Source organism: Geomicrobium sp. JSM 1781026 (genome assembly GCF_041949955.1).
In the GTDB taxonomy this organism is placed as follows: domain Bacteria; phylum Bacillota; class Bacilli; order Bacillales; family Marinococcaceae; genus Geomicrobium_A.
Genome location: NZ_JBHFQF010000010.1, coordinates 118,163 through 132,048, shown reverse-complemented (window position 1 = coordinate 132,048; position 13,886 = coordinate 118,163). Strand labels below are relative to the sequence as shown.

At 45.4% G+C, this 13,886-nt stretch carries 15 protein-coding genes; 2 read left to right on the top strand and 13 right to left on the bottom strand.

The features are described from left to right. The first annotated feature begins 78 nt into the window (after nucleotides 1-78). Complete coding sequence (locus ACE1TF_RS17130) at nucleotides 79-537, top strand: tripartite tricarboxylate transporter TctB family protein (RefSeq protein ID WP_375018582.1); 459 nt, start codon at nucleotides 79-81, stop codon at nucleotides 535-537. A 12-nt stretch (nucleotides 538-549) separates the two neighbouring features. After that, nucleotides 550-2,064 (top strand): tripartite tricarboxylate transporter permease, encoded by a 1,515-nt coding sequence (locus ACE1TF_RS17125; RefSeq protein ID WP_375018580.1) that lies wholly within the window; start codon nucleotides 550-552, stop codon nucleotides 2,062-2,064. Nucleotides 2,065-2,126: 62 nt separating this feature from the next. Here ACE1TF_RS17125 and ACE1TF_RS17120 read toward each other — a convergent pair whose 3' ends face one another. From ACE1TF_RS17120 to ACE1TF_RS17060, 13 genes are all read right to left on the bottom strand, one after another. After that, nucleotides 2,127-2,309, bottom strand: coding sequence for a hypothetical protein (locus ACE1TF_RS17120; RefSeq protein WP_375018578.1), 183 nt, complete (start codon nucleotides 2,307-2,309; stop codon nucleotides 2,127-2,129). Nucleotides 2,310-2,321: 12 nt separating this feature from the next. Next, complete coding sequence (locus tag ACE1TF_RS17115; protein WP_375018576.1) at nucleotides 2,322-2,774, bottom strand: pyridoxamine 5'-phosphate oxidase family protein; 453 nt, start codon at nucleotides 2,772-2,774, stop codon at nucleotides 2,322-2,324. Nucleotides 2,775-2,832: 58 nt separating this feature from the next. Next, nucleotides 2,833-3,399: a histidine phosphatase family protein gene (locus ACE1TF_RS17110; RefSeq protein WP_375018574.1), complete on the bottom strand. Its 567-nt coding sequence runs from the start codon at nucleotides 3,397-3,399 to the stop codon at nucleotides 2,833-2,835. Between the two features lie 58 nt (nucleotides 3,400-3,457). Further along, entirely contained in the window at nucleotides 3,458-4,819 is a 1,362-nt protein-coding gene (locus tag ACE1TF_RS17105; protein WP_042399653.1) for a hypothetical protein, read from the bottom strand. A gap of 57 nt (nucleotides 4,820-4,876) precedes the next feature. After that, entirely contained in the window at nucleotides 4,877-6,076 is a 1,200-nt protein-coding gene (locus tag ACE1TF_RS17100) for a CaiB/BaiF CoA transferase family protein (protein ID WP_375018572.1), read from the bottom strand. 35 nt (nucleotides 6,077-6,111) lie between these two features. After that, nucleotides 6,112-7,875 carry a thiamine pyrophosphate-binding protein gene (locus tag ACE1TF_RS17095; protein WP_375018570.1) on the bottom strand — a complete coding sequence of 588 codons (1,764 nt, stop codon included), beginning with the start codon at nucleotides 7,873-7,875 and terminating at the stop codon, nucleotides 6,112-6,114. Continuing rightward, nucleotides 7,872-8,873: a zinc-dependent alcohol dehydrogenase gene (locus ACE1TF_RS17090; protein ID WP_375018568.1), complete on the bottom strand. Its 1,002-nt coding sequence runs from the start codon at nucleotides 8,871-8,873 to the stop codon at nucleotides 7,872-7,874. Before ACE1TF_RS17090 ends, ACE1TF_RS17095 begins: the two co-directional genes overlap by 4 nt. 4 nt (nucleotides 8,874-8,877) lie before the next feature. Then, entirely contained in the window at nucleotides 8,878-9,651 is a 774-nt protein-coding gene (aroD, locus tag ACE1TF_RS17085; protein WP_375018566.1) for a type I 3-dehydroquinate dehydratase, read from the bottom strand. Nucleotides 9,652-9,669: 18 nt separating this feature from the next. Next, complete coding sequence (locus ACE1TF_RS17080) at nucleotides 9,670-11,097, bottom strand: aldehyde dehydrogenase family protein (RefSeq protein ID WP_042399647.1); 1,428 nt, start codon at nucleotides 11,095-11,097, stop codon at nucleotides 9,670-9,672. Next, complete coding sequence (locus tag ACE1TF_RS17075) at nucleotides 11,094-11,921, bottom strand: citryl-CoA lyase (protein WP_375018564.1); 828 nt, start codon at nucleotides 11,919-11,921, stop codon at nucleotides 11,094-11,096. The genes ACE1TF_RS17080 and ACE1TF_RS17075 overlap by 4 nt, the downstream gene beginning before the upstream one ends. A 16-nt stretch (nucleotides 11,922-11,937) precedes the next feature. Continuing rightward, complete coding sequence (locus ACE1TF_RS17070; protein WP_042399645.1) at nucleotides 11,938-12,666, bottom strand: IclR family transcriptional regulator; 729 nt, start codon at nucleotides 12,664-12,666, stop codon at nucleotides 11,938-11,940. Between the two features lie 105 nt (nucleotides 12,667-12,771). After that, nucleotides 12,772-13,605 carry a sugar phosphate isomerase/epimerase family protein gene (locus ACE1TF_RS17065; protein ID WP_375018561.1) on the bottom strand — a complete coding sequence of 278 codons (834 nt, stop codon included), beginning with the start codon at nucleotides 13,603-13,605 and terminating at the stop codon, nucleotides 12,772-12,774. Nucleotides 13,606-13,621: 16 nt separating this feature from the next. Further along, entirely contained in the window at nucleotides 13,622-13,876 is a 255-nt protein-coding gene (locus ACE1TF_RS17060) for an HPr family phosphocarrier protein (RefSeq protein WP_042399643.1), read from the bottom strand. Between the last annotated feature and the right edge of the window lie 10 nt (nucleotides 13,877-13,886).

Genomic DNA, 13,886 nt, shown 5'->3' with positions numbered 1-13,886 from the left:
AACGGTGAGGGTGCAAAGATGTGCACCCTCACTTTCGATTCACTCTACACCTATCTCAAAGTGAGGACGCGAGTACACATGCTTACATTAAAACGAACCCTTCCCGGCGCGATCATGCTGATGGTAAGTTTTGTTATCTTATATCAATCGCTTTTAGTTCAAGGAGAAGAAATGCTAAACCCCGCCGGAGGAGGTTTTCTCCCTGGGGTTATCGCAATCATTCTAGCGCTCTGTGGAGCCTGGACAATAATCAGTGATTTACGCAAAAACAAACAAGAACAAGCAACTGCAGAGGCGTCTGATAATGCCTTTTCAAAAGGGGATTATCTCCTCATCTTCTCTTATTTTATCTTTATCGTTCTTTACGTATTGTCTTTATCGTTAATACCGTTCTTCATTAGTACGACTTTGTTTTTAATCATAAGCATTTATCTATTAAAAGGGATTAAATGGTATACGAACATCATTGTTTCTGTAGTCACAGTGACGATTATCTATTTCTTGTTTTCGCAACTATTTAACATTGTCTTCCCTTAAGGAGCTAGCATTATGGAAATTATCCAACAATTTCTCATTCCTTTTCTTGATTGGGAACTTCTCCTCCTCGTTGCCGCTGGTACGCTAGCAGGGATTTTTATCGGTGCAATTCCTGGGCTTTCGGTGACGATGGCGGTTGCTTTACTTCTTTCTCTTACTTATTCTTGGGACTTGCTTCCCGCACTTGCGCTTATGCTTGGGGTATATTACGGGGGGGTTTATGGAGGTTCAAGAGCAGCGATTCTCGTTAATATTCCAGGGTCCCCTGCTTCAGTTGCAACCGCATTAGACGGCTATCCAATGTCGCAGAAAGGGGAAGCGGGCCTTGCCTTATTCCTAACGACCATTTTCTCTTTCGTAGGTGGGCTTGTCGGTGTCATCGTGCTCGCAACCGCGGCACCGATTGTTGCATCATTTGCGGTTCAATTTGCGAATCGTGATTATTTCTTACTCGCATTACTCGGTCTTTTGCTCGTTGGTAATTTGAGTAACGGCACTTTAGCAAAAGGGTTGTTCTCTGCAGGTGCTGGTATTGTCATCGGCCTGATCGGAATGGATCCGATCGGTGGCGGCTCCCGGTTTACGTTCGGTTCATTACAGCTCATGAACGGAGTCGATTTTATTATCGCGCTCCTAGGACTATTCGGGATGTCTGAGATCCTCTACCAGATGAGAGAGTTGAAGCGTCAAGGAAAACCACTTGAAATTAAGAAAATGGTTATTCCACCTTTACGGTTTATCTTTAAGTTTCTCCCTTTATCTATGCGTGTCTCGATTCTCGGTGTTCTCACCGGCGCCCTTCCAGGTGCTGGCGGTGAGATTGCAGCTTTATTATCTTATGACCACGCGAAACGCTCGACAAAGAACCCGAATCGACCGTTTGGTGAAGGTGCTCACGCTGGTGTCATTGCACCTGAAGCTGGAAATAGCTCCGCGATTGGGGGCGCAATGATCCCCATGCTCACCCTCGGTATCCCTGGGGACGCGGTGACGGCAATCTTCATTGGTGCATTGTTTATTCATGGACTGCAACCTGGCCCGATGCTCATGACACAAAGTGGTGATTTATTCTGGGTAATGGTCGGTTCATCTGTTCTAGCAAACGTGTTCTTGCTCGTGTTTGGCCTCATGGTCGTATCAATTTTCATACGCATCGTGACGGTTCCACGTCAAATACTACTGCCCATTATTGCCGTCATTACCGTCATTGGGTCGTATGCAATGAACTACAGCTTAACCGACGTGTATTGGATGCTAGGGTTTGGTGTGATCGGCTTCTTTATGAAAGTAAACAACTTCTCTGTAGCACCTCTTGTGCTTGGCATCATACTCGGGCCGTTACTCGATACTTCGTTCCGCCGGGCGTATATGTCCGCGAACGGCACGATGTCTGACTTTATTGCCGGTTTTTTTACAAATCCAATTAGTCTTGTACTCACCTTGTTCATTTTGTTTACGTTATTCGCGCAAACTCCTTACTACAAATTGCTGAAGCGAAAGATTTTCAGAAAAAACGAAACAGCTTAACAAAAACACGCATTCAAATACGAATAAAAGCGTATCCACACACCAGAATGTGGATACGCTTTCTAATTCTTTTCTGCCCACTTCTTTAAAGCACTTATGCTTAGAAAGCTTATGATGAATCCGGCAATAAACACGACGGCGAGCAATAAACTCCACGATGAGAGCCCGTCATTTTCTGTCCAGATCTGAATAAGTATAAGCGTCAGTACAGCAGCACTCATCAATGATATGCCTGCTATTTTCAATATAATCCCCTCTTACGAAAGGCTAGGTTCGAAAGATTGATCACGAACGACAACGGTTTCGGGCACAAAATGAAGGAGACGATTTGCACTGTCTAAGTTCTGAAACCTCGGGTCCCACTCTTCTTCGTTGTCCCCAAGATAGCGCTTAAGAATTTGTCTTGCAACCGCTCGGTCAAACGGTTCTACCGTCGCATGTCCGCGGAAACCTGCATGCCATACTTTTCCTGTTCGTTTTTCCATTTCGACAAACCCTATTGCACATCGCGGTTCATCTGTGATACGCGCCAAAAAACTGTCCGAAGCTGGATTTCCAATCACCCAAATAGCCGCCCCGTCCCAATAAAACCAAACCGGTGATTCTCTCGGGGCTCCATTTTGTGTGACCGTTGCTAAATGGGCAAACTGTGGCTTTTGTAGAAATGCATCCAAATCAAATGATTTTTTCCGATCGCGAATGACTTTCAAAACATTACCCCCATCATTTTCATAACATTCTACTATTCATCCTTCTGCTTTTCAAAAGTTACGTATGATGCAGCCTTTCTACCGCATCAAGATGATACCCTCGAAATGCTAGTTTGATGATGTCTGGCTTAGACGTGTGGACCCAATAGCGATAACCAAAAGCAACTGGATCGAAGTAGTTCATAATCGAAGTCATGATGTTTCCGTGAGTTCCTACGGCCACGTTTGACCAGTCCTTCTGTGCTATCATGTTGAAAATGACGGGCAAAGCTCGAACCTGTGCCTCTCTCACCGTTTCTCCGCCCTCTAAGCAAAAATCTATATCTTTGAACGATCGTTCTAGAGCGATCAATCGTTCATCGGTTGCCAACTTGTAATTCCCTTTAATCGGCCTTTCTTTTAACGATTCGTGTATTGAAATACTCGCATGAGGAAGGGCGTATTCGATCGTTTGTATCGCTCGTTTGTATGGACTTGAAAAAACGTGATCAAAACGAATCTGGCTAAGCACCGGTCTTAACCGCTTTGCTTCTGCAATGCCTTGATCGGATAGGGGCCGCTCACGCTCCCCGCCAAAAACGAACGGCGAGTGGGCGTGGCGAATGAAATAAATGGTTGTCTTCATTCGTTCATCTCCTCAACTACTCCTCGTTTCGATCGTTAAAAATAAGTGGGCCGATAGACTACAAAATTAGACTAAATACGAATGCGGTCAAAACGATAAACAACAAGTAACCGAATGCAAATGCTAAGTTTTTTCGGATAATGTTGTACGGATTCGCTTGTAATTGCATGGCAAGGACGGTTGGCGTCACATTAAACGGTCCAATCATGACGGTACTTAAACCAACCCCGATGAGCAACACGCTCACACCGTAAGGATGCGCTGCGATCGCTTCGGTTAAAAACGGCGAAATAATGGCGATGGAGATGAGGGGATGGAAGCCGACGAGCGCCAGGCCAAATATACATAATGCCGTCAGTAAATAAAAGAACAATAACGAACCTTGCGAATACACATAATCAAACCCTACATTCATGTAATCAAATAGGACGGTATACGGAAACACTTCGACGAAAAACCCTGCTGATAAAAACAAGAAAAACAGACCGTGAAGCTGTGTTGTGTTTCCGCGTAAATATCGCCAACTCATCACTCGGAATCGCTTCGGTTTTTTTATGAAGGCAGACCAGATGAACGTAAACGGGATAATAAGTATCGTAACGGTGAATAAAAATGTTTGCGGTATGAGGCTATTCAATGTGAGCAGTGTAATGATAAAGCACGTAATCGCAACTCCGAGATGAAGCAGTTTCTTATATAACGAGCGACTATCTTCTGGAGTTTCGATGGTTGTTTGTAATTCAACGCCTCTAAGCTTTCGATTATGAATCCACCAATCAATCGCAACAAAAATAAGGCTAATCGTAAACAGCGTCGGCAACAGCGTTAAATAACTTTGCCCTGTCATATCTACGGTTGAGGCAACGAGTATTTCGGTTGGACTCCACAAGAGAAGCAGCGCATATGCCCGCAATATACTATGTGCAAAAAACCGTTCGACGACGACATTGCTCAATTTTTCCAGCTTACTTTTCACCGTCGCAACGACGACAGGAACGGTCGCTACGTTAAGAAACAGCGTGAGTAGATACGACATTAACGATGTTCTGCGGTAGAGGCGAACGGTATCTGGTTTTGGGGGCATGGAGATCATTTGACTGAGTGCTCGGTCGTATTTCCCTACAGAAATGATCGTACTCATAAACGGCAAAATGAACAGGAGCGCCAATAAACTAACCATCGATCCGAACAAATCAAAAAACTGAACATCGCTAGGAACATACACCCAATAGAAAATAATGCCTAACAAAAAGAAAGAAAGACCAGCCCATTTGTAAAGTCGGCTGGCTTTTTGAATATTAAGAACAATAATAAGTAAGGCGAGTATGCCAATCACCGTCTGAATGCCAGGCACGGTGTACACTTCTTGAATCAGATACAAGATGACGATGATTCCGTATAAGTAAAAGATCGCTCCCACCTACTTTGATTCAAATTAACCGACAAAAGAGAGCCTTTGAAGACCCTCTTTTATTCATTATATCACGTTTTTTGATTTCAACTGCACAATCTCATCTTCTGAAAAACCGATACCTGATAGAATTTCACTATTGTTTTCGCCTAAATCTGGGGCGACAGTTCGAATACTGCCCGGTGTTTTTTCAAACTTCGGAACAATACCTGGCACTTTGATTTGCCCAAGGCGTGGATGTTTCACTTCCACAATGTTTTCACGGGCTCGATATTGCTCATCATTGAAGATGTCTTCGATACTCATCACCGGGCTTACCGGTACACCGTATTCATCGAGGTGGTCGAGCAGCTCCTTACGGTCTTTCGTTTTGATCCAGTCTTCAACAATCTGGTTCGTGTCGTCGTTGTTTTCCAGTCGTTTGGCGTTTGTATAGTAACGTGGATCTTCAAGCATATCTTCTCGTCCCATTGCATTAGCCAACCGATTGAACGTCGTGTCCGTACTCGTTACGAGTACGACCCAATGACCGTCCTTCGTCTTAAACGTTCCAGATGGTGATGAATGTCCATGAAGTCCTGGCGCACGCTCACGTACTTTTTGCAATTGATCATATTCTGCGACGAGAAACTCCATCATACGAAAGACCGTTTCATACAGGGCAATGTCAACCATTTGCCCACTGCCTTCTTCCGATGTATCCCGGTTGTAAAGCGCCGTTACAGCTGCAAATGCCACATAGATCCCGCAAATATAATCCGTTAATGAGAACGGCGGACTGACCGGATGACGGTCCGTAAACCCTTGCAAATACGTATAGCCACTAAACGCGGTTGCAGGAGTACCAAATCCTGCTTTCTCTTTATACGGACCGGTCTGTCCATAACCAGATACACGGATCATAATGAGGTTCGGGTTTTCTTCCTTTAGAACATCATATCCGACGCCCCATTTCTCAAGGGTTCCTGGACGAAAATTCTCAACAAGAATATCCGATTTTCGAGCGAGTTTCTTTAGAATTTCAACGCCCTCTTCTTGATGAAGGTCTAACGTAAGCGAGCGTTTATTTCTAGAAAGACCTGGCCACCGAAGCGGCTCTCCGTCTTCGGAGAACGGTCCAACGCTTCTTGACGTGTCCCCACGTCCGGGAATCTCTACTTTAATTACATCTGCACCAAAATCTCCAAGAAGTACTGTTCCGTAAGGTGCTGCGATCATTGTCGAAACATCTAAGATGGTAACGCCTTCTAAAGGTGTTTTTGCCATGTCTAAACTGCCCCTTTCGTTTGGACTCACAACCGTTACGGTATGCTAACGTGAGATTTCGTGCTGTTTGGTGAATAGATGTCGTTTATGTTCCACTGACCGTCTGTCGGGACAGGCTCATTACGCATCGCTACATCAATGACAACCGGCTCATTCGCGTCGATCGCTTCTTTCACAGCCCCTTTGAATTCCTCTGCACTTTGTACTTTAATCCCTTTCACACCAAAACCTTCGGCGATGGCTGCGAAGTTCGGCGTATACGTTTCTCCACCCTTTTTGAAAAGTGTTCCGTACGTCGTATCGTAGTGAGCCATCTCAAGACCTGCGATCGTTCCGTATGCACTGTTGTTCATTACGATCCAAACGACAGGGATATTCTCTTCAACCGCTGTGGCTAACACTGCTGGATTCTGACCAAAGCCACCATCACCAATAAGAGATACGACTGTCTTTTCCGGCTGTGCAAGCTTCGCACCAAGAGCCGCGCTCGATCCAAATCCCATCGTCGCATACCCTCCAGGGGTAAGAATTGATCCTGGCGTGTAGATTGGGAACTGCTGCCCAACACCGTTTTTATTCCAACCAACATCTGTCGTAATGTACGCATCTCGTGGGAGAACTTCACGAACATCAGCTAGAATTCGCTCCGGCTTCATCGGGAACGCATCGCTGTTCACGTTTTCACTAATGCTGCTTCTGAGCTCTTTGCGGTACGTTTGAATGTCTTCTTTGAGTTTTTCATTTCGGTCGATGCCGTTCGGGTAGAGACGTTTAGCCACGCGAATCAAGGCGATGAGTGCGCGTTTCAAGTCTGCGGTTGCACCGATTTCCACTGGGTAGTTTCGTCCGATTTCATTTGGATCAATGTCAATTTGAATGAGTTTTGTTGCTGGGATATCAAACGTGACACCTGGATACCAAGAACTGCTATCTGCTTCTTTGAAACTCGTTCCTAATCCGAAGAGATAGTCGGCATTCTTCGTCTGATCATTAATGAATTTCGTCCCCCAAAATCCAGTCATCCCAAGCGTTAGCGGATGATCATCAGGCAGTACGCCTTTGCCCATTAAAGAATGTGCGACCGGAATGTTCATGTGGTCAACAAACGTTTGCAGTTCTTCGGTAGCATCCGCAAGGACGACGCCTCCACCTGCATAAATGACGGGACGTTTTGCGTCTGCAAGAGCATGAACCATACGCTCGGCAGTCTCCTCATCTAATGATGGTTTATCAATCACACGTGTATGGTGCTTTAACTTTTCAAATAGACTCGTGTCTACTTCTTTAGAGAAAATGTCCATTGGAACAGAGACGAGTACAGGTCCTGGACGACCACTTTCTGCAAGTTGAAACGCTTTTTGCAGAATCTCTGGGAACAAGTCCGGGCGATCTACGCGCCATGCACGTTTCACGAATGGACGATAGATTTCAAATTGAGCGCCATCTGCGTGAAGGTTCACTTCTTGGTGGGGGTGCTTGCCGTAATAATGACTCGGAACGTCTCCGGCAATGACAACCATTGGAATCGAGTCGAGTGCAGCATTGGCTACACCTGTTGCTGCATTCGTTAAACCAGGTCCGAGGTGACTAAGGACAACAGCGGTTTCTTTCTTCGCACGGGCATACCCGTCTGCTGCATGAGACGCAATTTGTTCATGACGCACATTAATAAATTTAATGGAACTCTTATCAAGCTCGGATAAAACGGCAATATTCGTATGGCCACATAAACCAAAGATATGATCAACATTCCGGTTTTCTAAATAGTTGACCAACTGGGTTGAAATGAGTTTCTTCATGATTGTTCCTCCTTGTTTTGAAAATCAATAAGGATCTTCGCAAAACTCCCTGAAAGGGCAAGTTCATAGGCTTTTTCAAAATCTGCTAACGGTAGAATCTTTGAGATAAAGACTGTCGGATCAAACCGCTCATCTGACAAGTATTCAATGCTCTCGGCAAAGTCTTTTGGAAAACGGTAAATAATGCTTCCATAAATGGTCTGTTCTTTTCGAACGATCTGTCCAATCGGCAACTCTGATTCGTTCGTAATGCCGATTAAAAGCACAGAACCCCCTGGTTTTAACCAACGAAAACAAGATTGTACCGACTGTGGTGTACCTGCAGCTTCTACTACGTAATCAAATGCGTCTTCTTCAATCGCATCTGGGTGTGTCGCTCGAATGTGTGGAAAAGGCTTTAGCATGTCTAGTTTTTCATGATTAATGTCGACTGCTGTTACATCAGCCCCTAAGTAATCAGCGAGAGCAACCGTTAACAAGCCTTCCGTTCCACAACCGACGACAAGCACACGGTCGCCCTTCTTTATGTTCAGCTTCTTTAATCCGTGAACGATCACCGCTAACGGCTCAATGAGGACGGCTCGCTCATTTGAAACGTCGTCAGGAATCGGAATCACATACCTCGAATCTATAATAAATTCATGAGCAAAACCGCCACTTGCGTTAATGCCAATTGATTTTTTGTGCGGGCAAATGTTTTCCTGTTCGTTTAAGCAATACTCACATTGTCCACAAAACGTATTAGGCGTAACGACGACACGTGTTCCTTCGGATATCGACACATGACTGCCTGCTTGCTCAACAATACCGACAAGCTCATGACCCGGTCGAACTGGATACGTGGCGTGCTGAATCTTTCCACGATACACAGAGAGATCAGACCCACAAATCCCTCCATAGATGACTCGAATTTTCAATTCATTTGCCTCTACCGCGTGCAGAGGCGCCGATTCCCTAAGCTCTAAAGAATTCGGTTCAGCTATATACAATTCACTCACGTCGTCACTCCCCCATTACATCATCAATCACTTCAAGCACGGTTTCCAACTGTTCGATTGGCATTTGACCCGGCGCAGAGCTTTCACTTCCGACGGCAAACGTCATCGCCGATCCACACGCACCGCCCATCATACGTGACAAAGCACCAAGGCGACCCATCGACATCGTCACAACTGGAATGGATAAGTGTTCTGACGCTTTGTTTGTTGCTTGTAGTAACGTGAGCACATCGGCAACCGATTGCGGCATAACCGCGACTTTTCCAACATCTGCCCCTTGCTCGTCTGCTTGTTGCAATTTCTCATAGATGAAATGCTCGCTCGGAGTTTCATCAAAATTGTGGTACGACATGAGCAGTTGCACGCCCTGTTCTTGTGCGAGTGCCTTTACTCGGTCAATATGTTGTTGTTCTGAACTTAATTCAACATCAATGAGGTCAATGGTTCCGCTCTTAATGATCGCTTCGTACATATCAAAGACCTCATCTTCTGTCATCGTGATGGACTCGCCGCCTTCTCTCATTGATCGGCGGGTAAATAGGATTGGAATGTGGGCTGATCGATTGCGAATTTCTTCAGCTGTTGATCGAAGCGCCTCAACGTCATCAAGCTTTTCGAAGAAGTCAACGCGCCATTCGATAATGTCAGGGTTCTTTTTCACAATCACTTCAAGCTGCGTCATAAGCGCATTGCGATCCGCCCCCGTAAGCGGTGTGCAAATGAGCGGTCGTTGCTGATCAATATTGCGAAAATCTTGGAGCTGTACTTGTTTTTTCATTACACATTCATCTCCTTTTTACATGAAGTCTTGTAAAACGATCATTTTCATTTCAGACATCTCTTCAACGGCGAAACGTGCACCTTCACGACCTAATCCACTGTTTTTGATTCCACCGTATGGCCAATGGTCTAGACGGTAGTTTGATGTTCCGTTCACGACAACGCCGCCCATTTCTAACTCGATTGCAGCTTTTCGGATGACATCCATTGAATTTGAAAAGATCCCTGCTTGTAGACCAAACTCCGAATCGTTCACTTCATCAATGACGTCATCCATGTCTGTATAAGGCAAAATGCTAATGAGTGGACCAAACACTTCATGACAAACGACACGACTGGTCGATTTCGGGCGATATAACACAGACGGCTGGACAGCTGCGCCTTCGACGCCACCTCCTGCAATTAATTCCGCACCTTCAGAAACCGCTTCTTCGATCCATGAAGCAATTCTCTCTCCTGTTTTCGCATCCACAACACAACCTACGTCTGTTGATTCGTCAAGTGGGTCTCCTTGCTTTAGCTCGCTTACGTTATCCTTCACCTGTTCAACAAAGCGTTCGATCACATCTTCATGTACATACACGCGCTGAACGGAAATACAACTTTGACCGGAGTTGCTAAATCCTGTTTTTACAGCAAGGGATGCAGCACGATTTATATCTGCATCGTGATGAACAATCGTTGCTGAGTTTCCACCGAGTTCAAGCAATACTTTCTTCATCCCTGAAATTTTTGATATTTGACGTCCTGCGGGTACGCCTCCTGTAAAAGAAATAATGTTCGTTCGTTCATCCTCAACGATCTGCTCACCCACTTCACGACCACCAAGCACCATATGAAGCGCTTCTTTCGGCATCCCTGCATCCATCATCAGTTCAACAAAAGCCGCTGCAATCAACGGTGTTTGCGGAGCTGGTTTTAATAGTGTGACGTTCCCAGCTGCAAATGCAGGACCGACTTTGTGACAAACGAGGTTGAGCGGTGCATTAAACGGTGTAATCGCAGCAATGACACCTGCTGGTACCCGGAACGTTAGTGCCATGGAGTGTTTCCCACGCTCTGATGCGCTTCCCGGAATGGTTTCCCCGATTAAACGCTTCGCTTCTTCAGCTGATTGTTCTAGCGTTTCAATTGAGCGGGACACTTCATCACGCGTATTTTTTAATGCTTTACCTACTTCTAAGGAAATAAGCTTTGCATATTCTTCTTTTCGCTCAGTTAAAAGCTCTGCTGATCGTTTAAGGATACGGGCACGTTCTGCAGCAGATAAACCGGCAACGACCTTTTTGCCTGCAAACGCTTGTGAGAGCGCTCTCTCAACGTCTTTTGGATCTGCTTCCCACTGTTGTCCAATCACTTCTCCACTGTATGGGCTTACGACGTTTATTCCGTCTTGTTCTTTATCAATCCATTGTCCGGCAATGAATGGTCTTGACTTTCTCATGCGCGTTCTCCCCCATCCTGCTTTTGAATTCCTGTATAACGAACAAGGTGCTCTTCATTCGGGCAAGGCCCTTTAATGCGTACTCCGCTCATCATCTCTTCGTACGCATGCGCCACAATCCCCATGCCACGAGAGAGCGCAAAAATCCCTTTTGCGGCTTCTGCTGGAACACCGAGTTCACATTGAATGGCGGCTGAAATGCCATCCACATTGATTGTCATCTTTCGATTTTTACGTTCAGAGAGACGGTCCCGATAGTTTGCGAGAATGTGTAAATACGTTCCTGTAATTTCACCTGTCTCAATGAGCTCTCCGGCTAGCTCGTAAAGGCGACTCACGCGTGGATCATCGTCGTGCAACTGATGACCAAACCCAGGCAACTTTCCTTTGCGTGAGAAGATTTCCGTCAATTCATCATCTACAGCCGTTTCAGTATGTTTGAGGTTGTCTTCAGTTTTATAAAGAATGGCCATCGCCTCTTCCACTGCGCCCCCATGTACATCTCCAAGCATATTCATACCCGTTGCAACCGCAGAATTAAACGAAACGCCACACGTCGCTGCCATTCGGGCCGCTGCAATCGACGGGGCGCGGGGTCCATGATCTGAACCTGCAACGAGCACACTTTCAAACAGCTTGGCTTGTGCATCACTTAAATGACGGCCGCAAAGTAAGAAATACAGCATCTGCGTATACGATACATTTCCGATGAGGTCTTCCACTCGTTCGCCACGAATGATAATTTCATTTTTTTTAATATCACTAATCTCTGTTTCCCACCATGCGCCACCGTTTCGATAGGCTTCTAATGCGCTACGACTCATCCAAATCCCCACTTTCTTAGCTTAGCAATTGATCTACAAGTTCTTTTAAGCTTGATAAGTATTTCGTTACATTTTCATCGGTGAAGCGTTGCGATAGACCACTGATGGAGATGCAATAATGCACTTCACCTGCCTGATTAAAGATCGGCGCAGATATTGCCGATAGCCCTTGCTCCCGTTCTTCATGCGTCACGGCGTATCCTTGTTCTTTAATCTGAGCGAGGTCTGCACGCAACCCTGGAATTCGGTCTGGATCGTTCATCTGCTTAAAAATGCGTGCTTGGAACGACTCACTTTGGTGCGCAAGCAGCACCTTTCCCCCAGCACCTGCAAAAAGAGGCAATGGCTGGCCTAATGATACGAGATGGCGCAGCGGGCGAAGTCCTTCGAACTGCTCAATACAAATTCGCTTATCGTTCACAATCGTATAGAGGTTTACCGTTTCTGACGTTTCTTCACGTAGTTTCGACATGACCGGTTTAGCAACTTCTTTAATATCAAATGATTTCGCAGCAACCGAGCCCATGTAATACAATTTATGACCCAACTTGTATTTCATCGTGCTTTCGTTTTTAACGATGAGACCGTTCGCTTCAAGCGTGGATAACATCCGTGTCGTCGTTGATTTAGCCAAATCAATCATTTTAGAAATTTCAGTGAGCGTAAGTTCTTGTTTTTGCATTGAAAAACAATCAAGTATATCCAGCGCACGTTGCACTGTACGTAACGAATCTTTCTTTTCCAATTGAGAACCGCCCCTTTACAATAGTTCCGTTTGATAGAACACAATTTCATTTGATGGTACTTTTATTGTAAAACGGGACGGTCGGCGTGTCAATTTGAAAACGCTTTATTTATGATGAGCTGTTGCCGCTTCAATTGACGCCATGAATGTTTTTGCTGACTGCAAACATCTTCGAACGAACTCCTCATGCCCGAGCTCTTCGGTTCGTTTACGGTGTGGCATTTCTAGTGACATTGGAATCTTTGGAATCCGTTCAAGAACTTGCCCGACGTTCGTGCCACCCTCACCAATATACAGTCGCTCTTCACGTACAATTCTCGTCATCTCATCCCGATCTGTTGGGATGTCACCAATCGCATCGCATAGATGAAAATATCGGAACCATTCTTTTGGCACCCGGTCTAGGTCTTCAACTCGGTCTTTGGATCGATGGAAATGATGGGCATCGATCATAAGCCCTGCATTCTCTCGCTCTGTCGCTTCGAGTACATCGACAGCTCCTTGTAACGTTGATACAGAAGCAATCGGTACGAACTCAAGCTCCACCGTCAACCCGTAAGGTTTTGCTAAATCACACAGCTGTGCAAAACTCTCCTTCGCAAAAGCCGAATCATCTGTCCAAATGCTACTCAATACATGCTTGGCTCCAAGTTCAGCCGCCACATGAAAAGCGGGTTCATAATCTTTTGGATTTGTACCGTCGCTAATTTTGGCAAGTTCGATATCAAGAAGCCCAAGACCTGTCTCCTGCAAAGCTTTTCTCGTATCTCTAAACATTTCCTTTTTATTTGCTAGATCATAATTCGGTTCATTTGGCAGCCCCATATAAATCGGACGAATACTAACGAAGTCGTAACCTGCCCGTGCCGCTGTATACGTCAACTCAGGTGGTGCTAAATCCAATGCAGTAAGATGTGCAAGTGAATATTGATAGCTCATTTGAGCCACTCCCCTCTTATGATAAAAAATCTACGGCCGCCTCGACCGCCTCTCTGCTGTCATGACCTACGGCGTAAACTGTGACAACGTCATCGTTTTTCAACTGCAAGTTAATTAGCCCAAGCACACTTTTCAGGTTTACATCGTAAAGGGCGCCACCGACGCGTTTCTTAACAAACACTTCGGATTTGTACCGTGACAAACAATGACTCAATTCAAAGATTGTCTGGTTTTCATCAAGTTGGATCGTGATGATTTGTGCTTCTCTCATTCCATCGACC

Bases quoted from the DNA above. Each gene is read 5' to 3' on its own strand.
- ACE1TF_RS17130 (WP_375018582.1), top strand. From the start codon at position 79: ATGCTTACATTAAAACGAACCCTTCCCGGCGCGATCATGCTGATGGTA.
- ACE1TF_RS17125 (WP_375018580.1), top strand. From the start codon at position 550: ATGGAAATTATCCAACAATTTCTCATTCCTTTTCTTGATTGGGAACTT.
- ACE1TF_RS17110 (WP_375018574.1), bottom strand. From the start codon at position 3,399: ATGAAGACAACCATTTATTTCATTCGCCACGCCCACTCGCCGTTCGTT.
- ACE1TF_RS17100 (WP_375018572.1), bottom strand. From the start codon at position 6,076: ATGGCAAAAACACCTTTAGAAGGCGTTACCATCTTAGATGTTTCGACA.
- ACE1TF_RS17095 (WP_375018570.1), bottom strand. From the start codon at position 7,875: ATGAAGAAACTCATTTCAACCCAGTTGGTCAACTATTTAGAAAACCGG.
- aroD (WP_375018566.1), bottom strand. From the start codon at position 9,651: ATGAAAAAACAAGTACAGCTCCAAGATTTTCGCAATATTGATCAGCAA.
- ACE1TF_RS17080 (WP_042399647.1), bottom strand. From the start codon at position 11,097: ATGAGAAAGTCAAGACCATTCATTGCCGGACAATGGATTGATAAAGAA.
- ACE1TF_RS17075 (WP_375018564.1), bottom strand. From the start codon at position 11,921: ATGAGTCGTAGCGCATTAGAAGCCTATCGAAACGGTGGCGCATGGTGG.
- ACE1TF_RS17065 (WP_375018561.1), bottom strand. From the start codon at position 13,605: ATGAGCTATCAATATTCACTTGCACATCTTACTGCATTGGATTTAGCA.
- ACE1TF_RS17060 (WP_042399643.1), bottom strand. From the start codon at position 13,876: ATGAGAGAAGCACAAATCATCACGATCCAACTTGATGAAAACCAGACA.